18 protein-coding genes and 2 pseudogenes are annotated in these 23,458 nt (G+C 73.6%); 14 read left to right on the top strand and 6 right to left on the bottom strand.

Annotated elements, in window-relative coordinates:
- Positions 1–426: 426 nt before the first annotated feature.
- Positions 427–2,280: a serine hydrolase gene (locus ACFWVE_RS22535; RefSeq protein WP_384016677.1), complete on the top strand. Its 1,854-nt coding sequence runs from the start codon at positions 427–429 to the stop codon at positions 2,278–2,280.
- Positions 2,281–2,311: 31 nt separating this feature from the next.
- Here ACFWVE_RS22535 and ACFWVE_RS22530 read toward each other — a convergent pair whose 3' ends face one another.
- From ACFWVE_RS22530 to ACFWVE_RS22520, 3 genes are all read right to left on the bottom strand, one after another.
- Positions 2,312–3,880 carry a phytoene desaturase family protein gene (locus ACFWVE_RS22530; RefSeq protein WP_384016674.1) on the bottom strand — a complete coding sequence of 523 codons (1,569 nt, stop codon included), beginning with the start codon at positions 3,878–3,880 and terminating at the stop codon, positions 2,312–2,314.
- A 139-nt stretch (positions 3,881–4,019) separates the two neighbouring features.
- Positions 4,020–6,392, bottom strand: a complete 2,373-nt coding sequence (locus ACFWVE_RS22525) for a tetratricopeptide repeat protein (protein WP_384016671.1) — start codon at positions 6,390–6,392, stop codon at positions 4,020–4,022.
- A gap of 97 nt (positions 6,393–6,489) precedes the next feature.
- On the bottom strand, positions 6,490–6,882 hold the full coding sequence (locus tag ACFWVE_RS22520; protein WP_384016669.1) for a ferredoxin: 393 nt from the start codon (positions 6,880–6,882) through the stop codon (positions 6,490–6,492).
- 92 nt (positions 6,883–6,974) lie between these two features.
- Here ACFWVE_RS22520 and ACFWVE_RS22515 point away from each other — a divergent pair, with 92 nt between their 5' ends.
- Together ACFWVE_RS22515 and ACFWVE_RS22510 are read left to right on the top strand one after the other, a co-directional pair.
- Complete coding sequence (locus ACFWVE_RS22515) at positions 6,975–7,346, top strand: DUF6479 family protein (RefSeq protein WP_384016666.1); 372 nt, start codon at positions 6,975–6,977, stop codon at positions 7,344–7,346.
- A 211-nt stretch (positions 7,347–7,557) separates the two neighbouring features.
- A complete protein-coding gene (locus tag ACFWVE_RS22510) occupies positions 7,558–8,064 on the top strand; it encodes a SigE family RNA polymerase sigma factor (RefSeq protein ID WP_384016663.1) in 507 nt (168 codons plus the stop codon).
- A gap of 232 nt (positions 8,065–8,296) precedes the next feature.
- Here the strand turns inward: ACFWVE_RS22510 and ACFWVE_RS22505 are convergent, their stop codons facing one another.
- Entirely contained in the window at positions 8,297–8,533 is a 237-nt protein-coding gene (locus ACFWVE_RS22505) for a hypothetical protein (RefSeq protein ID WP_384016661.1), read from the bottom strand.
- Positions 8,534–8,760: 227 nt separating this feature from the next.
- On the opposite strand from ACFWVE_RS22505, the gene ACFWVE_RS22500 reads away from it, so the two are divergent.
- Both ACFWVE_RS22500 and ACFWVE_RS22495 read left to right on the top strand, forming a co-directional pair.
- Positions 8,761–10,101 carry a glycosyltransferase gene (locus ACFWVE_RS22500; RefSeq protein WP_384016658.1) on the top strand — a complete coding sequence of 447 codons (1,341 nt, stop codon included), beginning with the start codon at positions 8,761–8,763 and terminating at the stop codon, positions 10,099–10,101.
- The gene (locus ACFWVE_RS22495; protein ID WP_384016655.1) at positions 10,098–11,405 is read left to right on the top strand and encodes a hypothetical protein; all 1,308 of its coding nucleotides are present in this window, start codon (positions 10,098–10,100) and stop codon (positions 11,403–11,405) included. Before ACFWVE_RS22500 ends, ACFWVE_RS22495 begins: the two co-directional genes overlap by 4 nt.
- 65 nt (positions 11,406–11,470) lie before the next feature.
- Here ACFWVE_RS22495 and ACFWVE_RS22490 read toward each other — a convergent pair.
- Together ACFWVE_RS22490 and ACFWVE_RS22485 are read right to left on the bottom strand one after the other, a co-directional pair.
- Positions 11,471–11,723: pseudogene (locus ACFWVE_RS22490) on the bottom strand (amidohydrolase); the annotation flags it as partial.
- Positions 11,724–12,524: 801 nt separating this feature from the next.
- Complete coding sequence (locus ACFWVE_RS22485) at positions 12,525–13,304, bottom strand: SDR family NAD(P)-dependent oxidoreductase (RefSeq protein WP_384016652.1); 780 nt, start codon at positions 13,302–13,304, stop codon at positions 12,525–12,527.
- Between the two features lie 173 nt (positions 13,305–13,477).
- Here ACFWVE_RS22485 and ACFWVE_RS22480 point away from each other — a divergent pair, with 173 nt between their 5' ends.
- From ACFWVE_RS22480 to ACFWVE_RS22440, 9 genes and pseudogenes are all read left to right on the top strand, one after another.
- A complete protein-coding gene (locus tag ACFWVE_RS22480) occupies positions 13,478–14,089 on the top strand; it encodes a TetR/AcrR family transcriptional regulator (RefSeq protein WP_384016649.1) in 612 nt (203 codons plus the stop codon).
- Positions 14,090–14,129: 40 nt separating this feature from the next.
- Positions 14,130–14,355 (top strand): annotated as a pseudogene (locus ACFWVE_RS22475) (NAD(P)-dependent oxidoreductase); the annotation flags it as partial.
- 130 nt (positions 14,356–14,485) lie between these two features.
- Positions 14,486–16,567: an NAD-dependent DNA ligase LigA gene (gene ligA, locus ACFWVE_RS22470; RefSeq protein ID WP_384016647.1), complete on the top strand. Its 2,082-nt coding sequence runs from the start codon at positions 14,486–14,488 to the stop codon at positions 16,565–16,567.
- 147 nt (positions 16,568–16,714) lie between these two features.
- Positions 16,715–17,590, top strand: a complete 876-nt coding sequence (locus ACFWVE_RS22465) for a PhzF family phenazine biosynthesis isomerase (protein ID WP_384016644.1) — start codon at positions 16,715–16,717, stop codon at positions 17,588–17,590.
- A gap of 174 nt (positions 17,591–17,764) precedes the next feature.
- Positions 17,765–18,379, top strand: a complete 615-nt coding sequence (locus tag ACFWVE_RS22460; protein ID WP_384016641.1) for an HD domain-containing protein — start codon at positions 17,765–17,767, stop codon at positions 18,377–18,379.
- Between the two features lie 176 nt (positions 18,380–18,555).
- Positions 18,556–19,698: a polyprenyl synthetase family protein gene (locus tag ACFWVE_RS22455; protein WP_384016638.1), complete on the top strand. Its 1,143-nt coding sequence runs from the start codon at positions 18,556–18,558 to the stop codon at positions 19,696–19,698.
- The gene (crtI, locus tag ACFWVE_RS22450) at positions 19,695–21,269 is read left to right on the top strand and encodes a phytoene desaturase family protein (protein WP_384016635.1); all 1,575 of its coding nucleotides are present in this window, start codon (positions 19,695–19,697) and stop codon (positions 21,267–21,269) included. The genes ACFWVE_RS22455 and crtI overlap by 4 nt, the downstream gene beginning before the upstream one ends.
- Positions 21,256–22,251, top strand: coding sequence for a phytoene/squalene synthase family protein (locus ACFWVE_RS22445; protein WP_384016632.1), 996 nt, complete (start codon positions 21,256–21,258; stop codon positions 22,249–22,251). The genes crtI and ACFWVE_RS22445 overlap by 14 nt, the downstream gene beginning before the upstream one ends.
- Positions 22,248–23,255, top strand: a complete 1,008-nt coding sequence (locus ACFWVE_RS22440; RefSeq protein WP_384016628.1) for a DUF5914 domain-containing protein — start codon at positions 22,248–22,250, stop codon at positions 23,253–23,255. The genes ACFWVE_RS22445 and ACFWVE_RS22440 overlap by 4 nt, the downstream gene beginning before the upstream one ends.
- Positions 23,256–23,458 lie beyond the last annotated feature (203 nt).

Below are 23,458 nucleotides of genomic sequence, written 5' to 3'. Positions count from 1 at the left end.
GCACGAGCGTTGAGTGGGACCCCGTACGCCGGCTGTGCGGGGTGCGGCCCACGTGCGCAGGCGCCGAGTGAGAGGTTCGCACGGGCCCGGCCGGTGGCGAGCTGTCGTCGCACCGGGCGGGTGCTGCCCTGCCGGTAGGGCTTTCGCAGGCGACGTCCGCAGAACGTGCCGTCGGGTTCGGGTGGTGTCCCGGTGGGGAAGTCGATGCTGCCGGACCGCTTGCAGACGGCGAGCCGGTCGACTCGGTGGGCGAGCAGGACGGCGGCCGGGGCGGGGCCTGGTTCCTGGCCGGGGGCCGGTTCGACGGCACAGCCCGCACGCCCCGTTGACACATCCCGCACCTGACAGGAAAGTTTCACCTCGCAAGGCGATCCCGGAAGAATTTTTCAGGCCGCCGGCCGCGGCCACGACACGGGAGGAACCTCCATGGTGGACGAAGGGGCGAGGGCGGGCACAGCGGAGAGCGGCATCACGCGCCGCCAACTCGGCGTTCACGCGCTGGGCTTGGGCGGTGCTCTGGCCTTCGCCCCCCTCCCGGCCGGTCCGGCCGCGGCCGCTTCACCCCCTTCGGCGACATCGACGGCCGGGGCTGCGGCGGGCGGTGGGCACCCGACCCTGCGGCACGGGTCGGCCCGGAGGGCCGGACTGCTCGCCGGCCATCTGGACCGACTCGTCACCGACGCCGAGGCGTTCCTCGGACCGTCGCCCGGACACCCCTGGTACGCGGGTGCGGTGCTGCTCGCCGGACGCGGCGGCACCGTGGCCCTGCACCGGCCCATCGGCATGGCGGTGCGCTACCAGGCGTACGACGAGAAGACCGACACCGGCGTCGAGTTCCCGGCGGACCGGCAGATCCCCATGACCGAGGACACCGTCTTCGACCTGGCCTCGGTGTCGAAGCTGTTCACCTCCATCCTCGCGGTGCAGCAGATCGAGCGGGGCGCACTGGAGCTCGAGGCGGCCGTCGCCTCGTACCTGCCGGACTTCGGCCGCGCCGGCAAGGAAGGCGTGACGCTCCGTCACCTGCTCACGCACACCTCGGGTTTCCGTGCCTGGATCCCGCTCCACCAGGCGCCCACGTACGAGGAGCGCGTCCGGCTCGTCCTCGACGAGACACCCGTCAGCCCGCCCGGAACGGCGTATCTGTACTCGGACCTGAACCTGATCTCGCTCCAGCTGGTGCTAGAGAAGGTCACCGGCCGCGCCCTGGACGTCCTCCTGCGGGACGAGATCACCGGCCCCCTGGGCATGGACCGCACCCGCTACAACCCGCCCGCCTCGTGGAAGCCGGGGATCGCGGCCACCGAGGACGCCCGCCTGCCCTGGTCCGGTCTCGACCGGGGGCTGGTGTGGGGAGAGGTGCACGACGAGAACGCCTACAGCCTGGGCGGGGTCGCCGGCCACGCGGGCGTGTTCTCCTGCGCCTGGGACCTGGCGGTCCTCGGGCGGACCCTCCTCAACGGCGGCGGCTACGGCCGGGCACGCATCCTGGGACCGGAGTCGGTGGAGCTGATGTTCACCGACTTCAACACCGGCTTCCCCGGGGACGAGCACGGCCTGGGCTTCGAGCTCTACCAGCACTGGTACATGGGCGCGATGGCCACCCCGCGCACGGCGGGCCACACCGGGTTCACCGGTACCTCGCTGGTGCTCGACCCGACGAACGACTCGTTTCTCGTCGTTCTGGGCAACTCGGTGCATCCGGTGCGCAGTTGGCGCACCGGTTCGGCTCCCCGGGTGGCCGCCGCGAACCAGCTGGCCCGCGCGGTGCCGGTCGGGCCGGCGCCGGGGCGTGAAGGGCGCGGCGGACGGGACGGGCGGACGTCCTGGTTCTCCGGGATGGCCGGTTCGACGACGGCGACGCTCACGCTGCCCGCGCTGGACACGTCGTCCGGCGGTGCACGGCTGCGCTGTGCCCTGTGGTGGGACACCGAGCCGCACGCCGACCTCCTCACCCTGGAGGCCACGACGGACGGCGGCACGACCTGGCAGCCGGTGCCGTTCACCACCGAGCGCCGGGGCGAGGCACCCGGGCAGCATGCGGCGGGCACCGCGACGGGCTGGTCGGGCCGGGTCTGGCACGGCCTCACCGCCGCCCTGCCCACCGCGCGGAGCCTCACCCTGCGCTGGCGGTACGCGACGGACCGGCTGTATGTCGGGCGCGGAGCCTACGTGGACGCAATGCGCGTCCGGGCGGGCAGCGGCGTCCTGTTCGACGAGGCCCGTCCGGCGGACGCGGCACGGGTGCGAGCGTCGGGGTGGACCCGGTCGGCCGACTGAACGGCCCGCGCATCCCGGTCCGGTCGCCCCGTCAGCTCGCCTCCAGCACCGACATCGCCGCGTTGTGCCCCGGTATCCCGCTCACCCCTCCCCCGCGCACCGCGCCCGCGCCGCACAGCAGGACGTTGGCGTGCCGGGTCTCCACCCCCCAGCGGCCGGTGCCGTCCTGGGTGTGGGGCCAGGCCAGGGCACGGTGGAAGATGTTCCCGCCGGGCAGCCCGAGGTCGCGGTCCAGGTCGAGCGGGGTCTTCGCCTCCAGGCATGGGCGTCCGTCGGCGTCGGTAGCCAGGCAGTCGGCGAGCGGTTCGGTCAGATGGGCGTCGAGCTGGGCGAGCGTCGCGGCGAGGAGTTCCTCGCGTACGGCGTCGTTGTCGTGGGCGAACAGCCGGGCCGGGGTGTGCAGGCCGAAGAGGGTGAGCGTCTGGTAGCCCTGGGCGGCGAGCTCCGGACCGAGGATCGTCGGGTCGGTGAGCGAGTGGCAGTAGATCTCGGAGGGCGGAGCGGCGGGCAGCTCACCGGCGGCGGCCTGGGCGTGCGCGGCGGCCAGCTGCCCGTATCCCTCGGCGATGTGGAAGGTCCCGGCGAACGCCTCGCGCGGGTCGACGGAGTTGTCACGCAGCCTCGGCAGCCGCGTGAGCAGCATGTTCACTTTCAGCTGGGCACCCTCGGCGGGGGCCGGGGGCGTGTCGCCGGTCAGTAGGGCCAGTTCTCGCGGGGAGGCGTTCACCAGGACGTGCCGGGCGGCGGCGACGCCCTCTTCGTCGGCCGTCCGGTGGGTGACCTCGGCGGTGCGGCCGTCCGTGTCGATGCGTACCACCTCGTGGCCGGTGGCGATGACCGCGCCCGCGTCGCGCGCGGCGGTGGCCAGCGCGTCGGTGAGCGCGCCCATGCCGCCGACCGGCACGTCCCAGTCGCCGGTGCCGCCGCCGATGACGTGGTAGAGGAAACAGCGGTTCTGCTCGAGCGTGGGGTCGTGGGCGTCGGCGAAGGTGCCGATGAGGGCGTCGGTGAGGACCACGCCCCGTACGAGGTCGTCGGTGAAGTTCTCCTCGACGGCGACACCGATCGGTTCCTCGAACAGGGTCCGCCAGGCCTCCTCGTCGTCGACGGTGCGGCGCAACTCCTCCCGTGTGGGCAGCGGCCCGGTGAGGGTGGGGAAGACACGCTCGGCGACGCGGCCGGTCATCCCGTAGAAGCGCTGCCAGGCCTGGTACTCGCGGTCGGAGCCGGTGAGCCGGGCGAACGCCTCGCGGGTGCGCCGCTCACCCCCGCCGACGAGCAGCCCGGTGGGCCGGCCGCCGCGTTCGGCGGGGGTGTACGAGGAGACGGTGCGGGAGCGTATCCGGAAGTCGAGCCCCAGCTCCCGGACGATCTTCCGGGGCAGCAGGCTGACCAGGTACGAGTACCGGGACAGCCGGGCGTCGACACCGGCGAAGGGGCGGGTGGACACCGCCGCCCCGCCCGTGTGGTCCAGCCGCTCCAGCACCAGCACGGAGCGTCCGGCCCGCGCGAGATAGGCGGCGGCGACAAGGCCGTTGTGGCCTCCGCCGACGATGACGGCGTCGTATGTCCGGGTTCCGGTTCCCTCGTGTGCGGTCATGGTTCTTCGTAACATGTGAAGATCCGTGCCGACCAGGCGGCGAGTGATGCCCCTACTCGGAGACCGCACCGGTCACCCCGGCGCACCGGCATACCCTCCGCTCCCGTACCCGCCGTCCGCCCTCACCGTCCGCCGTCCGTCACACTCCGCCCACCGCCCGCTGCTGCCGCGGTGCCGTCACCTCGCGGTACAGCCCGGCAGCCGCGTCTTTGTGCCCGAGGCGCTCCAGGCACTGGGCCTCGTCGTTGCGGGCGGCGAGGGTGTCGCGGTGGTCCGCGCCGAGGAGGCGCTCACGGGCGTCGGCCACCCGGCGGTACTCGGTGAGCGCGTCCGCCCAGCGGCCCAGCCAGCCCAGGCCGACGGCGACCTCACGACGGCTGACCAAAGTGTCCGGATGGTCGGCGCCGAGGGTGCTCTCGCGCAGCGCGCACACCGCGCGGGACTCGGCGAGGGCCTCGGCCCAGCGGCCGAGCCGGCCGAGGCTGACGCCCAGGCCGTGCCGGGCGCGCAGGGTCTCGGGGTGGGCGGGGCCCTGGACCCGGGTGCGGTCGTCGACCAGGCCGCGGTAGAGGTCGAGAGCCTGCGCGGTGCGGCCGAGCCGACCGAGTCCGATGCCGATCTCGTAGCGGGCGGCGAGCGTGTCGGCGTGGTCCGGGCCGAGCGCCCGCGCACGGGCCTCGGCGACCTCGCGGTAGGCCTCCAGGGCCTCCGCCCACCGCCCCAACTGCCCGAGGGTGTAAGCGGCTTCGTAGCGGGTGAGCAGAGTGTCCGGGTGCTCGGGGCCGAGCACCCGGGCGCGGGCGGCGGCCACCCCGCACGCCATGCGGTACGAGTCCTCCAGGCGGCCGAGCCTGTTGAGGTTGAAGGCGAGGTCGTGCCGGCAGCACAGGGTGTCGGGGTGCTCGGCACCCATGGTGCGCTCGCGGGCCGAGAGCACCGCCAGATACACCTGATGGGCATCGAAGGGCCGGCCCAACTGGGCAAGTACGTATGCCATTTCCTGGCGAGCGGCGAGCGTGTCGGGGTGCTCGGAGCCGAGCGCGCGGATGCGGGTCTCGGCCACGCGCTTGTACTCGCGCAGCGCGTCGGCGGCACGGCCGGTGCGGCTGAGGGCGAAGGCGGCCTCGTAGCGGCTGGCGAGGCTGTCGGGGTGGTCCGGGCCGAGGAGGTGGGCGCGCTCCGCTGCCACCGCCCGGTGCACTTCCCCCGCCTCCGTCCAGCGGCCGAGGCGGCCGAGGCTCAGTCCGGCGTTGTGCCGTGCGGCCAGCGCGGTCACCGCCTCGGGCGACGGGGCGGGCCGCTCGTCCGGCGGGGGCGGGCCGTCGTGGCCGGTCGTGGGGCGGGCGATCCACTCGCCGAAGAGCCCGCCCGCCGGGTCCGGCGGGGTGCTGCGCGGTCCGGCGACCGCCTTGCGGCCGGAGGTCATGCCGCGCGTCCAGGAGGGAAGCCGGGGCGCGCTGCCCACCGGCTCGGGCCGGGTGGCCCAGCGCGGCGGGACGGCACGGTCATCCGCGGCGGACTGGCCGGCGGGCTCCGGCCAGTCCGGCACCGCGACCGGGGCCACGGCCGAAGCCGCGGTCGACACCGCCGCCGGGACCACCTGGGCCGCCTGGGCCGCCTCGACCGCCCGGCCCGCCGTCGGCACCGGCTGCAGGGCCGGAGCGGCCCGCAACGCGTCGACGCGGCGGGCCAGTTCGCGTGCGCTGTCGGGGCGCCTGCCGGGTTCCTTGGCCAGCAGGTCGAGGATGATCCGCTCCAGGCGCTCGGGCAGTTCGGCGCGGTGGCAGCGCGGCGGCCGGGGCGGGGTGTCACGGTGCCCGACGAGGACCGCCCACGCGTCGTCGAGGTCGAACGGCGGAACCCCGGTGGCGATTTCGTAGAGCACGCAGCCGAAGGAGTACAGGTCGCTGCGCCGGTCGACGTCGGTGCCGCTGATCTGCTCCGGTGACATGTAGTGCGGGGTTCCCATCGCGATGCCGGTGCCGGTCAGCCGGGAGGTGAACCCGATGTCGTGGCCGAGGCGGGCGATGCCGAAGTCGCAGATCTTCACCGTGCCGTCGGCGAGCCGCACGATGTTGGCGGGCTTCAGGTCCCGGTGCACGATGCCCTGGTCATGGGTGTAGGCGAGAGCGGCGGCGACCTGCTCGGCGATCTCCACCACCTCGTCGACCGGCAGCGGGTGCTGTTTGTTGTCCTCCAGGAGCCGGCTGAGGTCACGGCCCTGGAGCAGCTCCATCACCAGGTACAGCACACCGTCGTACTCGCCGAAGTCGTGCACGACGGTGATCCCGCGGTGCTGCAGGGACGCCGCCACCCGGGCCTCCCGCCGGAAGCGCTCGCGCAGCACCCGGCTGAACGCATGGTCGTGCTGTGCGTCCACCGGCTTGAGGCACTTCACCGCGACCTCCCTGCCGAGCGACTCGTCGCGTGCCCGCCACACCTCCCCCATGCCGCCCCGCCCGACCGGATCGACCAGCCGGTACCGGCCGTGGATCAGCCTGCCGTCCCCCATCGTCCGCCCCCGTAAGTGTCCAACGCGCCCTCCCCTGGCCCGTCCAGTATGGCGATGTCTCACCCGGTTTTGTACGGTGCCGCGCACGCGTGTGACGTCAGTGTGCCGGGGGAGTCAGTGTGTCGAGGAAGTCCGTGCAGGCCCGCGCGCAGGTCCGGCACGCCTCGGCCGTGCGCTCCGCGCCGGGGTGTCCGTCGAAGGCGTGCGCACCCTCGAGGCACACCTGCCGGCACCATTCGACCTGGACCCGGACGGTCTCCTCGTCCGCCTGGTTGCCCTCGGACAGCACGCGGCTGGTCGCGTCGCACACCTCCGCGCAGATGACGCCCTTGCGCCGCACGAATTCCTGGGGTGCGCCGCCGCCGGGATCCACCAGGCTCGCCCGCACCGCGCAGGCCCGCGAGCACTCCGCGCACGCCTGCGCGCAGGCGAACCGGTCCTCGAGATACCGGTACAGCTCCTGCTGGGACACCTGGGATGTCGACGCCACACCGGGCGGGTAGCCCTGACCACGGACGGTCAAACCACGACGGACGGACCTGTCCTGCCGATACATCGGGAGGTCGGGGGTACCAGCACCTCATGTCGAACATTGCGATGAACGTCCCGACGCACTCCTCCTGGACCCAGGCGGGCGATCTCGCCGTCGGCCGCGGCGCCGCCGGTATCGGGCTCGTCGTGGTGGCCGTGCTGGTCGTGGGCCTGCTGATCGGCCTCTTCGCCTCGGGCAGCCGCCGGGTCCGGCGCGGCGACTCCCGCAGGCCGCGCCCGGACGAGCAGCCGCGTATGCCCGAGGGCGGCCCGGTCCGTGAGGTCCGTGAACGCCGGGAGCCCGACGAGATGCCCCGCGACGGCGACCGTCTGAGGCCGCACGACCTGCACGGCGGCAGCTCCGGCAGCCGCACCGGCACCTCGCAGGACCGGCCGCGCTGGGACGAGGGCGACCGCACCTAGCGGCTGCCGCGCATCCTCCGCCTGCCTGCGGCACGGCGGGCGGCACACGGGGCGGGTCATGAGTTCGCCGGTCGGATCACACGGCCGCGGAACCGTGACCCGCCCCTTCGCCTGCGCGAAGTGAGGTGGATCACAGGGGCCGGGTGCATCGTGGGGCGGGGTCCAGCGTCTTTGTCCGGGTGCAGGGGTTTGAACGGACGGGATGGTGAGGATGGAGCGGTTTCGGGCAGACGGCTTCGACGAGTTCGTGGCTGCCCGCTGGGGGACGCTGCTCCATGTCGCGCGTCTGCTCACCGGCGGCGACCGGCAGCGTGCCGAGGACCTGGTGCAGGAGGCCCTGGTGAAGCTGTGGTTCGCCTGGCCGAAGGTCGCCGAGCAGGCGCCGGACGCGTACGTCCGCCAGGTGCTCGTGCGGCTGGCGGCCCGTTCCGCCCGGCGGCGCTGGTGGGGTGAGCGTCCGGTGGAGCAGCTGCCCGACCGGCCCGAACCGGGCGATGTGTCGTCGGCCGTGGCCGAACGCTCGCGGCTGGAGGCCGCACTGGCCCTGCTGCCGCCCCGGCAGCGGGCCGCGGTGGTGCTGCGTTACTGCGAGGACCTGCCCGAGGCCCAGGTGGCACGGGCCCTCGGCTGCCCGGTGGGCACCGCCCGGTCCCACGCGTCGCGGGGCGTGGCGCGACTGCGGCAGATCCTGTCCGACGCCGTCAGGCCCGTGGGGTGAAGGGAGAACCGATGGACGACTTCGAGCGGGAGCTGACGCACATGATGCGCGGCCCCCGGCAGCAGACCCCCTTCGATTCCGAGCAGCGGGAGCGGCTGCACCAGGGCATCCGGGCCCGTCACCGGTCCCGGACGCTGTGGCGGGCGGGTGGCTCGGCCCTGGCGGTGGCCGGGCTCAGCGCCGGACTCGCCCTGCTGCCCGGCCTCGGCTCCGACTCCCGGCCACCCGCCGATCACCGTCCGCTGCCCGCGACCAGTCCGACGCCGCCCCCGGTGATCCCGACGCCCACTCCGCCGGCGACGAGCCCGGCTCCCAGCACCTCCCACCCGCCCATGAGCCCGCCCGTCACCACGGGCGCCGGCACCAGTGCCCCGGGGAACCGCACGCCGACCTCGACCTCGACCTCACCGCCTGCCACGACGAGCGGGAGCGGGCGGGCGCCCGTGCCTTCCTCTCCATCCGTGACCACGGCGCCGGCTTCACCTCCGCCCACCTCCGGGCCTCCGTCCTCGCCCACCTTCCCGGCCGGCCTCGAATCGGCCGGAAGCGGGTAGTCGCAGCACCGCACCGCCCTTCCCCGCCCGGGGCACCGTTCGGCCCGGGACCTTCACTCCGATCACTACCGCGAGCGCATTGGCATGCCCACCTCACAACGAGGGGTCGTGCCGTACGCCGGAAAGCGACCGTGAACCAGCCATGAGAACCGCCAGGCGGTCGGCACCGGCCGACCGCCGCGCCCCCGTCGCATCCGATACACCTGACGCACCCGCCCCGCCCACGCTCCTGCCGCCTCGTACGCCGCCGGCCGACAACGGCGACGGGGACAGCGACGACGGGCACCCTGATCCCGTGCTCGACGTGGTCGTTCCCGTGCACAACGAGGAGAAGGACCTGGAGCGGTGCGTCCGGCGGCTCCACGCGCATCTCGTGGGGACGTTCCCGTACTCCTTCCGGATCACCGTCGCCGACAACGCCAGCACCGACGCCACCCCGCGGATCGCCGCCCGGCTGGCCCTGGAACTGCCCGGTACGTGCTGGATCCGGCTGGCCGAGAAGGGGCGCGGGCGGGCGCTGCACACCGCCTGGTCCGGCTCCCGGGCCCCGGTGCTCGCCTACCTGGACGTGGACCTGTCCACCGATCTCGCGGCCCTGCTGCCGCTCGTCGCCCCGCTGATCTCCGGGCATTCGGACCTCGCGATCGGCACCCGGCTGGCGCGCGGCTCCCAGGTCGTGCGCGGACCGAAGCGGGAGATCGTCTCCCGCTGCTACAACGGTCTGCTGCGCGGCACCCTCGCCGTGGGGTTCTCCGACGCGCAGTGCGGCTTCAAAGCCGTACGCCGGGACGTCGCCGAGCAGTTGCTGCCGCTGGTGGAGGACCGGGGGTGGTTCTTCGACACCGAACTCCTGGTGATCGCCGAGCGGGCCGGACTGCGCATCCACGAGGTGCCGGTCGACTGGGTGGACGATCCCGACAGCCGGGTCCACATCGTGTCCACGGCGCTGGCGGACCTGCGCGGCATGGCCCGGCTGGGGCGTGCCCTGGCCGGCGGCCGGCTGCCGCTGACCGCGCTGCGCCGGGGCGGGGGTCTCGAACGGGTCGCGGAGTTGCCGCCCGGCCTGGCGGGTCAGCTGCTGCGCTTCGCCGCGGTCGGTGCCGCCAGCACCCTGTGCCACCTGCTGCTCTACACGGCGCTCCGGGCCTTCACCGGCGCCCAGGCCGCCAACGCGCTCGCCCTGCTGGCCAGCGCGGTCGCCAACACGGCCGCGAACCGGCGGCTGACCTTCGGGGTGCGCGGCCGGCCCGGGGTGCTCGGGCACCAGCTCAAAGGGCTGGCCGCCTTCCTGGTCGGCCTCGCGCTCACCAGCGGGTCGCTCGCCGTCCTGCACCGCGCCGTCCCCGGGGCCGGTCCCGGCACGGAACTGCTGATCCTGGTCCTCGCCAACCTCGCCGCGACCCTGCTGCGCTTCCTCCTCCTTCGGTCCTGGGTGTTCCCAGGCCGCAGCGCCCGCCATACGACAGGACCCTCCGCCTCATGAGCAGCACCGTCCGGACCGGCCACCCGGCGAACCAGGCAGGCCCGGCGCCGGCTCCGGCACCCGGCGCCGCCGGCATCTCCGACGCCTCCCCTGCTGCGGACGCCGGCCGGAACCCCCGAAAGCGGCTGCGGCGTGCCGTCGCGCGCCACGGGCCCGTCCTCGCGACGTACGGCGTACTGAAGCTCGTGGGCTTCGCCGTCTTCATGTACCTGCTCGACTCGGCCGGCGACTTCCGCGAGAAGCATCCCCGCTTCGGCGGCGGCGACCACACCTGGGACGTGCTGGGCAGCTGGGACGGCTGGTGGTACCAGCAGATCGCCCTGCACGGCTACGACCCGGCCCTGGAGCCCGTCCCCGGCGCCACCGGCATGATCACCCTGAAGGGCAACTCGGCGGCGTTCTTCCCGCTCTACCCGACGCTGATGCGGCTGGTCTCGGAGGTCACGGGGCTCGGCCCGTACGGCGCCGGAATGACCGTCTCGGTCGTCTGCTCGTTCGTCGCGGCGCTCGGGATCCACGCGGTCACGGCCCGGCTGGGCGGGCGGCGGGCCGGTCTGGTCGCCGTCGGCCTGTGGGCGGTGTGGCCGGGTTCCGGCGCCGAGTGGGCGGTGTACTCCGAGTCCCTCTACACGGCCCTGGCCGTGTGGGCCTGCTACGCCGTCATGACCCGTCGCTGGCTCGTCGCCGGGCTGCTCACGTTCTTCGCCGGGCTCGCCCGGCCGACCGCCGTCACCCTGGTCGCGGCCCTGGCCGTCGCCGGACTGATCGCGGTGTGCCGGCGGCGGGAGCGCATCCGCCGTCCGCTGCTCGCCGTGGCGATCGCCCCGCTGGGGGCGCTCGGCCACCTCGGCTGGGTCGGCCACCGCATGGGCGACTGGGGCGGGTACACCAAGCTCCAGGACGGCGCGTGGGGCCACACGTTCGACTACGGCCGACACAGCCTCGACGTCCTGACCTCGGTCCCCGTGGGCCATTTCGACTATCTGTTCGCGATGCCCTTCGAGGACGTCATCGGTGTCGGGGTGGTCCTGCTCGTGCCGGTCCTCACCGTGCTGCTGGTCCGGCTGCGCCCACCCGCCGTGCTCGTCGTGTACACGGTGCTGTCGTACCTGATGGTGATGGGCACCCAGCAGTACTTCGGCAATGTCTCGCGCTATCTCCTCCCCCTGTTCCCCCTCCTGATCCCGCTCGCCCTGGCCATGCGCCGCCTCCGGCTGCCCTCGTTGGCCACCGTGCTCGGCACGGCGGCGCTGGCCTCCGGGTCGTACGCGGGATACGTCCTGTTCGAACTCGGGGTGCCGTAGGACCCGCACCGCGTCTTCGGCGGATCACGCCCGAGACGCGGTCAGGAACCTGGTCGGACCCCGAGTCACGCGAGGGCGGCCACGGTCGGCGCGCGCACGCCGGTGTCCGGGGTGGGCTGGACGACGGGGGCGAAGAAGGGGCTGTGGTTGACGGGGATGTCCTCGGCGACGGTGCCGCCTCGCGCGGCCTCGGCGTAGCGGGCGGGGTCGATGCCGCCGATGCCCCAAGTAGGTGAACGGCCCGCCGAACGCCGCGGGGATCTCGCTCATGTCCTCGCTCGCGGCCTGCGGACCGATGGTGTGCGCGTCGTCGCCGAAGAGCGGGCCGAGCGGGGACGGCAGGAGCAGCAGGCCGATGGCAGCGGTGACGGTGCCCGCGGGGCGGCGGACGAGTACACCGGTCGCCAGGCCCAGCAGCGCGGCCACGGTGAAGCAGCCGGCGACGCCGAACAGGGCGGGCCACGGCTCGCCCGGGGTGTGGGCGCCGTCGTCGAGCAGGGCGGTCCCGACGGCGAGGGCGAGGGTGCAGGAGACCAGGGCGACGGTGCACGCGAGGCCCACGACCAGGCTCGCTTTGGCCGCGAGCACGGTGGTGCGGCGCGGGGTGGCGGCGAAGGTGGTGCGGAGGGTGCCGCTGCCGTACTCGCCGGTGATCACTCACCAATGCTCCCACCACGGCGACGAGCATCTGGGCGACGACGGAGAGGGTGAGGCTGCCGCCGAGCACCGTGTCGTCCGGTTGCAGGCTGCCCGTCGCCGCGACGAACACGGCGCCCGGCCCAGGGACGAGGGCCGTCGCCGGCATGGTGAACACGAGTGAACGGACGCCGCGGAACTTGATCCATTCGTGGGCGAGGACCTGGGAGGAAACCGGCCCGAGCGCCCGCCGGGGCGGCCGCGTCCGACCCGGTGAAAAGCCCGACGACGGCCACGACCAGGACGTCCACGGCCCCCGGGGGGCAGCGTCCGCAGACGGGCGGGCAGACGGTCGAAGGTCGTCACGACCACACCGCACGAGCCGCGCCATGCTGTCGCATACGACAGCGGGAGTAGCCGCGCCGACGGACGGGACCGGTCCGGGCAGCTTCGGGGCCTGGGCAGCCCCGGGACCGGGCGGAGTCAGACCGCCGACCAGCCGTTGTCCACCGGCAGGACGACGCCGTTGATGCTGCTCGCGGCGTCGGAGGCGAGGAAGACGATGGCGGCGGCCTGCTCCTCCGCTTCGCTGACGCGGCCCATGTTGACCATGTACCGGCCGACCACGGCCGGCCCGTGGGCCTCCCGGTCGACCTCCAGGCCGGTCGAGATACCGGTCATCGTGCCGCCCGGCACGATGGCGTTGGCGCGGATGCCCTGGTCCCGGTACATCACGGCGAGGGAGCGGGTGAGCCCGAGGACACCGTGCTTGGAGACGGTGTACGCGGTGCCCGCCGCGCTGCCGCGCAGCGCCGCCTCGGAGGCGGTGTTGACGACGGCTCCGCCGCCGGCGGCGAGCATGTGCGGCAGCACGGCCCGCGTCAGCAGGAACGGCGCCGTGAGATTGATCCGCAGGACCCGCTCCCACTCGGCGTCGGTGACATCCAGCGGCGCGGACATGCTGTCCATGACGCCCGCGTTGTTGACCAGGACGTCGATCCCGCCGAAGGCGTCGACCGCGGCGGCCACGACCGCGTCGACCACCGCGCCGTCGCTCAGGTCTCCAGCGACGGCGACCGCCGTGCCGCCCGCCGACCGGATCTCGTCGACGACGCTCCCGGCCCCGTCGCCGTTCAGGTCGGCGACGACGACCTTCGCCCCCTCCGCGGCGAACCGCAGCGCGGCCGCACGGCCGATGCCGGAGGCGGCCCCGGTGACGACGACGCTCTTGCCGGACAGCCCCGCACCGGATGTGGCGCCCATGAGAACTCCTCTGCTCGACGTATGGATATGTCGATGCGCCGACGGACTGCCGTCGTTCGCCGACGCGCATCAGCGTACTACTTATTGTCGCGGTGTGACATAAAGACATGACGTGCCATTACGGCACGGCGTGACACAAAATAGACTGTGCGCAGCGAGCGAAGGGGGTACGCATGACCGGACGGGTGGGTGGTGCCACGGGGCGGCCGCCGTTGACGGAGCGACGACGCGCCGAGACGCGCGGCGAGATCGCCGAGGAGGCGGTGCGGCTGTTCGTCGCGCAGGGCGTGGCGGCGACCACCGCGGAGGACATCGCCTCCGCTGCGGGAATCTCCACCCGTACCCTGTGGCGGTACTTCCGCTCGAAGGAGGAGTGCGTCCGCCCCCTGCTCACCACCGGTCTGGAGACCCTGGCACGGGAGGTACGGGACCAGAACGGCACGGCCCCGCTCGCCGAGTCCGTCCTGCACGCCCATCACGGCGAGGGCGCGGAGCAGGATCCGGGGGTGCTGCGCGACCTGGTACGGCTGTGCCGGGACGAACCGGGACTGCGTGCCGTATGGCTGGAGGCGCACTACGACGCCGAGGCCGAGTTCGCCGCGATGATCGCCGACCGTACCGGCCGCCCCGCCGACGACCTCGCGGTCCGCGTGGAGGCGGGCGTACTGAACACCGCGCTGCGCATCGCGGTGGAGGACTGGGCCCTACGGCCCGACCCGGCGGCGGGCCCGCCGCTGGGGGACACCGTCACTGCCGCCCTGCGCCTGATCACCCACGTCGAATGACGGGGACGGCGACCACGTCACCGGGGGCACTCAGCCGTGTGAGGACAGCCCCGGCGCCGCGCTGGATGCCGGAGAACATCCCGGTGACCTCAGCACGGTCACCGTGATGGGGGGCGACGTCCGACCGCATCGTGGAGACCAGCACGTCACTCGGCCTCGGCCTCGCGCTCCCCCTGGCCGTGCGGTCCCACTACCGGCGCGCGATCGATGACGGGCACGGCGACGACTGGACCCGCGTCATCGACAGCATCCGGGGACCGGGCTGACCGCACGCGGGGGCACTTGGTGCCGCGCCGCTCCCGGTTCAGCAGTCCGGACCCGGTCGTGACCTCGAGACGATGAGGTGCGGGCCGGCGTCCGGGCCTGTTGTCAGTGGTGGGCGGCATGATGCCGGTCATGACTACTCCCGCAGCAGTGATCGTGGATGCCGCCGCCTACGCTCAGGCGGTCGAGAACGCCGTGAGCGCGGCGGCCGCCTACTACGAGGGCGGTACCTCGCCGTTGGACGACGACACCTACGACCGGCTGGTGCGCGGAATTGCCGCCTGGGAGGCGGAGTACCCGGACGAGGTGCTGCCCGGCTCCCCCACCGGCAAGGTGGCCGGCGGCGCGGTGGAGGGCGACATACCGCACACGGTACCGATGCTCAGCCTCGACAACGTGTTCTCGGCGGAGGAGTTCACTGCGTGGACGGCGTCCCTGACCCGGCGCGTCGGCCGCGAGGTCACCCGTTTCAGTGTGGGCCCGAAGCTGGACGGGCTCGCGATCGTCGCCCGGTACAGCGGCGGTCGCCTCACCCGGCTGATCACCCGAGGGGACGGGACGGCCGGGGAGGACGTCTCGCACGCGATCGGCACCGTGGTGGGGCTGCCCGAGCGGCTGGCCGAGCCGGTCACCGTGGAGGTGCGCGGTGAAGTCCTGATGACGGCCGCCCAGTTCGAGTACGCGAACGAGGCCCGCACGGGCCACGGCGGTCAGCCGTTCGCCAATCCGCGCAACGCGGCCGCGGGCACCCTGCGGGCGAAGGACCGGCTCTACACGGTGCCGATGACGTTCTTCGGCTACGGACTGCTGCCGCTGCCCGACACCGACCGTCCCCTTGCCGAGCGGCTGACGGAGCTCGCGCACAGCGACCTGATGAGCCTGGCAGCCGAGCTCGGCGTGCACACCAGCGCCGCGACCATGGTCCCGGACTCCGTGGCCGAGTCGCCGGAGGAGATCCTGGCCAGGGTGAGGGAGATCGCCGGACTACGGGCCGAACTGCCGTTCGGCATCGACGGGATCGTCATCAAGGCCGACCTCGCCGCAGACCAGCGCGACGCCGGCTCCGGCTCCCGCGCCCCCCGGTGGGCGATCGCGTACAAGCTGCCGGCCGTGGAGAAGATCACCCGGCTGCTGGAGGTGGAGTGGAACGTCGGGCGGACCGGAATCATCGCCCCGCGCGGAGTTCTCGAACCCGTGGTCGTCGACGGCTCCACCATCACCTACGCCACCCTGCACAACCCGGCCGACATCACCCGCCGCGATCTGCGGCTCGGCGACCACGTCATGGTCCACCGCGCCGGTGACGTCATCCCCCGCGTGGAGGCTCCGGTCGCCCACCTGCGCACCGGCGAGGAACAGCCCATCGTCTTCCCCGAGCAGTGCCCGCGCTGCGGGTCGGACATCGACACCGGCGAAGAGCGCTGGCGTTGCGCGCAGGGCCGCAACTGCCACCTGGTCGCCTCGCTCTCCTACGCCGCGGGCCGCGACCAGCTCGACATCGAGGGCCTGGGAGCCACCCGCGTCGTCCAGCTGGTCGACGCGGGCCTCGTCTCCGATCTCGCCGATGTGTTCGCCCTCGGGCGCGACCAGTTGCTCGGCCTGGACCGGATGGGCGAGACCAGCACCGACAACCTGCTCGCGGCAATCGCCAAGGCCAAGGAACAGCCGTTGTCGCGGGTGCTCTGCGCGCTCGGAGTCCGTGGCACCGGCCGGTCCATGTCCCGGCGCATCGCCCGGTACTTCGCCACCATGGACAGCATCCGCGCCGCCGACACCGAAACAATGCAGCAGGTCGACGGCATCGGAGCGGAGAAGGCACCCTCGATCGTCGCGGAGCTCGCCGAACTCGCCCCGCTCATCGACAAACTCGTCGCGGCGGGCGTCAACATGACCGAGCCCGGAGCCACCCCGCCCCCGGCCGCCGACGCCGCTCCCGACGGCCGGGACACGGCCGGGACGGACCGCCCACTGGCGGACATGACGGTGGTGGTCACCGGCGCGATGACCGGAAGCCTGGAGAAGCTCTCCCGCAACGAGATGAACGAACTCGTCGAACGGGCCGGCGGCCGCTCCTCCTCCGGCGTCTCCAAGAGAACCACCCTCGTCGTCGCCGGAGAAGGAGCCGGCTCCAAGCGTGCCAAGGCAGAACAGCTCGGCATCCGCCTCGCCACCCCGGACGAGTTCGCCACGCTGGTCGCGACCTTCCTGGAATGACCGGCTGAGCCGAACCCCGGCACCACGCCAGGGGGGAAGGGGTGGGGGTGGAGCACGCACACCGGCGGCCGGGTCGGGAGGGGCGGCCGGCCGCGGCTCCACCCGCGTCCGGGAATGGCCGCGGGCCCGCCCCGCGTTGCCGCGAGCATGACGACGAATGCGCCACGGCCCGAGGTGCTGCGATACACCGCCTTCTCGAGCACCCCCGACGGCGGAAACCCCGCCGGTGTCGTGCTGGACGCCACCGGCCTGGACGACAGCGACATGCTGGCCATCGCCGCCGGCCTCGGATACTCGGAGTCCGCGTTCCTGACCGCGCCTTCGGACGGCCTCGGCGGCCGAAAGGGGCGGGCGTACCGCATCCGCTATTTCAGCCCCAGGGCCGAGGTGCCGTTCTGCGGGCACGCCACCGTCGCGACCGCCGTCGCGCTCGCCGAGCGGACAGGCCCCGGGGAGTTGGTGTTCGCGACCCGTGCGGGCGTCGTGCCGGTGGAGGTGGCCGAGGAGGGCGGGACGGTCAGGGCCACACTCACCAGCGTCGAGCCGTACATCGAGGAGGTCGACGACGACGCTCTCGCGGAGGCACTCGCCGCGCTCCGCTGGCCGGCCACCGACCTCGACCCCGGCTTCCCGCCCCGTATCGCCTTCGCCGGTGCCCGGCATCTCGTCCTCGCGGCGGCCACGCGTGCCCGCCTCGCCGATCTCGCGTACGACTTCGCGCGCCTCGAAGCCCTGATGCACCGCTGGGACCTGACCACGGTCCAGTTGGTGTGGCGTGAGTCGGCCACCGTCTTCCACGTCCGTGACCCCTTCCCCGTCGGCGGCGTCGTCGAGGACCCTGCGACCGGCGCCGCGGCCGCCGCGTTCGGTGCGTACGCCCGTGAGCTGGGTCTGGTCCCCGAGGACGCCGTCCTCACCCTGCACCAGGGCGAGGACCTGGGCCGTCCCGGCGAACTCACGGTGACGCTGCGCGCGGGTGATCCGCGCGTCCGTGTCGGCGGAGCGGGAGCTCGCATCGGCTGAGGCGCCGGCCGTGACGGCGGTGCGGGCAGAGCCCCCCACCGTCCCCGGCGAATGACACGCTCCGCTGCAGGGATGACCATTTCGAAGGGTTTTTCAACCAACCGGTAGCGAACGCAGTGGCCCCGGGGGACGGATGGTGGAGCCGGCAGTTCCACCACCGCCGAGGAGGCAGCCATGGGTGAAAAGATCGCTGGTGTGGAGATCCCGGACAGCGAGCTGGCCCGGTTCGCGACGGAGCCGATCCGCACCACGACACCGCCGCTGATCTTCGGTCATTCCCGCCGGGTGTTCCTGTTCGGCAGTCTGAAGGTCACGGTGCTGGGGCTCCGGCCCGACCCCGAGCTGCTCTATGTGGCGGCGCTGTTGCACGACACCGGTCCGGTGGCGCCGTACCGCGGCGACGACCAGCGGTTCGAGAGGGACGGTGCCGACCGGGCCCGCACGTTCCTGCCGGCCCACGGCCTGTCCCGGGCCGACGCGGACACGGTCCGGACGGCCGTCGCCCTGCACACGGCGCCCGAGATCGCCGGGACCACGGCGGGCGTGGAGACCGACCTGCTCGGCCTGAACCTCACCCACCTCACTCGGGCCCGGATCGCCGGGGTCACCGCCGCCCATCCCCGCCCGGACTTGAAGCGGCAGATCCTCCATGCCTTCACCGACGGGTTCGGGCACCGCCCGGACACCACCTTCGGCACGGTGAACGCGGACGTCCTGGAGCACTTCGTCCCCGGATTGCGCCGTACCGACTTCGTCGACGTCGCCCGGAACTCCACGTGGCCCGGGTGAGCGGCCGTCAGGGGCCCTGTCGCCCCCGGGGGGACGGCCCTCCCCCGCCGGCTGCGCCAATGGGGTGACTGTCATCCAGGACGGGCTCCGCACCGGGCAGGAATCAGCGCATCCGCACCGGGGCGCTCGGCGGAAGCATTGGTGTGCAGGTGACCGAGAGTGAGAAGGGGTTGTGCATGCTTGGACTGCGGCCCACTGCGGCCGAACCGGTGGGGCCCGTCAACGGTCCGCTCACGGCCCTCGACGCCGTCCGGGCCGTCGAGGCGGAACTCGAGCATGTCCTCGACGAAGGGCTGTGCCGGGCCCGCGACGTGGATCCGGTCTTCGCCCGTGATGTCGCCGGCCGGGTCACCGCGTTCGTCCGGCGGGGCGGGAAGCGGCTGCGTACGGCGTTCGCGTGGTGCGGGTGGCGGGCCGCGGGCGGTTCGGGCGACGCGACGGCGGTACTGCGCACCGGCGCGGCCCTCGAACTCGTCCAGGCATGCGCTCTCATGCACGACGACGTGATGGACGGATCCTCGCTGCGCCGGGGCGCGCCGGCGGTGCACGTGGACCTCGCCCGCATGCACCGCGCCGCACGCATGAACGGTTCACCCGAGGCCTTCGCGACCTCCGCCGCGGTGCTGGCCGGCGATCTGGCCCTGGCCTGGGCGGACGACCTGCTCACCGAGACGGCACTCGGCTCGCCGCACGGCCCGCGGCTGTACCACGAGTGGCGGGCCATGCGCGGCGAGATGGTCGCCGGGCAGTACCGGGACATCCACGCCCAGGCGTCCGGGTCGTCCTGCGTCGACGAGGCCTTGAGCATCGCCACGCTCAAGAGCGCCCTGTACACGGTGGAGCGCCCGCTGACGCTGGGCGCGTCCCTGGCCGGCGCCCAGGCCCACGCCCTGGACGCGCTGCGCTCCGCCGGACGGTGTGCGGGTCTGGCCTTCCAGCTCCGCGACGACCTCCTCGGCGCCTTCGGCGACTCGGCCCTGACGGGCAAGCCGGCCGGTGACGACCTGCGGACACGCAAGCTGACCTACCTGCTCGCTGTCGGCCTGAGACTCGCCGACGCCTCTGGTGACGAGAGGGCCGCCGAAGCGCTCGCCCCCGGCGCGGTCTCCCGGTCGGAGGAGGCCGTGGAGCGTATGCGGGCGGCGCTGGAACGGACCGGGGCGCGGGCCGCCGTGGAGAGAAGGATCTCGGAGTTGGCGACGACGAGCCTGCGGCACTTCGCGAGGACCGGCGCCGAGTCCGCCGTACGGCAGGACTTCACCGCGCTGGTCGCACGGGCGTCGGGCGTCGCACTGGAGCGCGCCGGGGAGGCCGCGTGAGAACGGTACCGGGGCCGACGGATCACGTCGTCGTGGTGGGTGCCGGGCTGTCCGGCCTCGCATGTGCCCTGCACCTGCTGGGCGCCGGCCGCAGGGTGACGGTCGTCGAACGGGACCCCGGACCGGGCGGCCGGGCCGGCCGCCTGCGTCTCGGCGGCTATGAGGTGGACACCGGTCCCACGGTGCTGACCATGCCGCACCTGGCCGACGAGGCCTTCGCCGCCGTGGGCGACAGCCTCTCCCGCCACGTCGAGCTGATGGCGCTCCACCCGGCTTACCGGGCGTGTTTCGCGGACGGGACGTCGCTCGACGTCCACACCGACGGCGAGGCGATGGAGGCGGAGGTGCGGCGGTTCGCCGGACCGGCCGAGGCGGCGGGCTACCGCGGGCTGCGGGACTGGCTGGAGCGGCTGTACCGGGCGCAGATGCGGCGCTTCATCGACACGAACTTCGACTCGCCCTTCCGGCTTCTGCACCCGGACCTGGCCCGTCTGGCGGTGCTGGGCGGGTTCGGACGGCTGGACGGACGCATCGGCCGCTTCCTCTCCGACGAGCGTCTGCGCCGGGTCTTCTCCTTCCAGGCCCTGTATGCCGGTGTCGCGCCCGCGCGGGCTCTCGCGGCCTATGCGGTGATCGCCTACATGGACACCGTGGCCGGCGTCTGGTTCCCCAAGGGGGGCATGCACGCGCTGCCGCGCGGCATGGCGAACGCGGCAGCCGGCGCGGGTGCCGCGTTCCACTGGTCGGCCGAAGCGACCGCGCTGGAACGCTCGGCCGGGCGTGTACGCGCCGTGCGGCTGGCGTCGGGCGAGCGGATCCCGTGCGACGCGGTCGTGCTGACCTGCGAGCTGCCCACTGCCCACCGGCTGCTGGGCCGCGCCCCGCGCCGCCCGGTACGGCTGCGTCACTCACCGTCCGCCGTGATCCTGCACGCCGGGACCGACCGCACCTGGCCCGGCCTCGCCCACCACACCCTCTCCTTCGGCGCGGCCTGGGAACGTACTTTCGACGAGTTGACCGTCGAGGGGCGCTTGATGAGCGACCCGTCCCTGCTGATCACCCGGCCGACAGCGCACGATCCGGACATGGCGCCGTCCGGCAGGCACCTCCACTACGTACTGGCTCCCTGCCCGAACACCGATGTCGGTCCCTCCGCCGCCGCCTGGCGGGACCTGGGCCCGCGCTACCGCGACAGCCTGGTCGCCGAGCTGGAGCGGCGGGGCCTGGACGGGTTCGCCGGCAGTGTCCAGGAGGAAATGCTGGTGACCCCGCTGGACTGGGCGGCACAGGGGCATGCGGCGGGCAGCCCCTTCTCGGTCTCCCACACCTTCGCCCAGACGGGCCCGTTCCGCCCGCGCAATCTGGTGCGCGGCCTCGAGAACGCCGTGCTGGCCGGCTGCGGCACCACCCCCGGTGTCGGCGTGCCGACGGTGCTCATCAGCGGCAAGCTCGCCGCCGCACGCGTCACCGGCGGCCTCCAGAACCCTCACGCCGGCCGCGCCCGTCCGCCGGCACCGCGCTCCACCCGTGCCGTCGCCTCAACCGCGGAAGGCGTCCATGACCCGTCGTGAACTGGACGCCGCCGACATCACCGATCCCGCCCTGCGCGCCGCCTACACCGAGTGCCGGCGGCTCAACGCCCGGCACGGCAGGACCTACTTCCTGGCCACCCGTCTTCTCCCCGTGGAACGCCGGTCCGCAGTGCACGCGCTGTACGGCTTCGCCCGCTGGGCGGACGACATCGTGGACGACCTCGGCGGGCACCGGACGCCACAGGAACGTGACCGGCTGCTGCGGTGCCTGGAGAGCGACCTCGCGCACGGGCTGCGCACCGGGGGCGGGGACGAGCCCGTGGTCCGTGCCGTGGCCGACACCGCCGGCCGGTACGGCATCGAACACGTGCTGTTCGCCGACTTCCTGGGCTCGATGCTCAGTGACCTGCACGTCACGGACTATCCGACCTACAGCGACCTGCGGGCCTACATGCACGGCTCGGCCGCGGTGATCGGGCTGCAGATGCTGCCGGTGCTGGGCACGGTCGTACCCCGGGAGGAGGCGGCGCCGCACGCGGCGGCCCTGGGGGAGGCGTTCCAGCTCACCAACTTCCTGCGGGACGTGGGAGAGGACCTGGACCGGGGCCGCGTCTACCTGCCGGCGGACCTGCTCACCACGCACGGCGTGGACCGTCCGCTGCTGGAGTGGAGCCGTCGCACCGGGCGTCGCGACCCGCGCATCCGCGCGGCACTCGTCGCCGCCGAGGCCATGACGCGAAAGGTGTACCGGGCGGCGGAACCCGGCATCGCCATGCTCGACCCCCAAACGCGCCCCTGCGTCCGCGCCGCGTTCACGCTCTACGGCGGCATCCTCGACGCGATCGCGGATCAGGGGTACTCGGTGCTGCACCGCCGTGCGGTGGTGTCGCGGGGGCGTCGTACGGCGACGGCCGCCGCAGGAGTCGTACAGATCGTCGGCGCGCGGTGGCGCACCCGCGCCTCACACGCGGTGCCCCGGGCGGGTGACGCGGCACTCCGGAGGAAAGGACCCGTGCAGTGAGTGACCGAACGGACCGGGCCGGCTGGACACCACCGTTGCGGCGACGTCGCCGGTCGCGCTGGGCGGCACAGACCCCGACCTGGCGGGAGGCACGCCCGGCCCTGATCGCCGAGGCGCTGGGGCGGGCGTCCGCCCGTCCGTCGGGCAACTGGTTCGTCGTCGGTGCCTCCCGGGACGTGCGCGCCGGTGGCCGCCCGTACGGCGGTACGGTGGGCGGCGTCGAGGTCGTGGTGTGGCGGTCGGACACGGGAGAGCTGCGCGCGGGACCGGGCGCCTGCCCGCACCTCGGTGCGCCCCTGCGCGACAGCCGGGTGGTGTGCGGCGGACTGGTGTGCCACTGGCACGGACTGGCCCTGGACGGCGGGCCGTTCGCCGGCTGGGATCCGTACCCGGTGCACGACGACGGCGTACTGGTGTGGGTCCGCCTCGACCCGGTCGGCGGCGAAGAGCCGTCGGAGCGCCCCTTCGTGCCGGTACGGCCGGTGGCGGGCAACGCAGTGGACGCCGTGTTCACCGCGGTCGGGCGGTGCGAACCGCAGGACGTGGTCGCCAACCGGCTCGACCCGTGGCACGGTTCGTGGTTCCATCCCTACTCGTTCGTGGACCTGACGGTGGCCCGGTCGCCACGGGGCGAGGAGGACGACGTCTTCGTCGTCGACGTCTCCTTCCGGGTGACCAACCGTCTGGTGGTACCGGTCCGGGCGGAGTTCACCGCTCCGGAGCCGCGCACCGTCGTCATGCACATCACCGAGGGTGAGGGGGCCACGTCCGTGGTGGAGACTCATGCCACACCGCTGACCGGCGAGGCGGACGACCGGCCGCGGACCGCGGTGGTCGAGGCGGTCGTCGTCGCCTCGGACCGGCGGGGCTTCGCGCTGGCACGGGCTGCCGCGCCCGCGCTGCGCCCGCTGATGCGCCGGACGGCCGCCCGGCTGTGGCGCGACGACCTGGCGTACGCGGAGCGGCGGTGGACGCTGCGCAGCACGGGGCGGTTCCCGGAGTGAGCGGGACGTCGGCGGTCACGTCCTCCTGCCGTGATGCAGCCGATTCGGTCAGGTCCCGCCGCCTCCGGTCCCGGCGTGCCGGTGTCCACCGGTTTGTCGGCCTCGCAGCCGAAGTGTCCGGAGCCACCCGAACGCGGGGACGTCGTCTCCCGGCTGCCACGGCTCGCCGCGCCGCCCGCGGTCAAGGCCGGGACAGGGCCGGC

The sequence above is a fragment of the Streptomyces sp. NPDC058632 genome, from assembly GCF_042717095.1.
Classification (GTDB): domain Bacteria; phylum Actinomycetota; class Actinomycetes; order Streptomycetales; family Streptomycetaceae; genus Streptomyces.
Note: the sequence above shows the minus strand (reverse complement) of the source record. Positions and strands in the feature narration are given on the sequence as shown.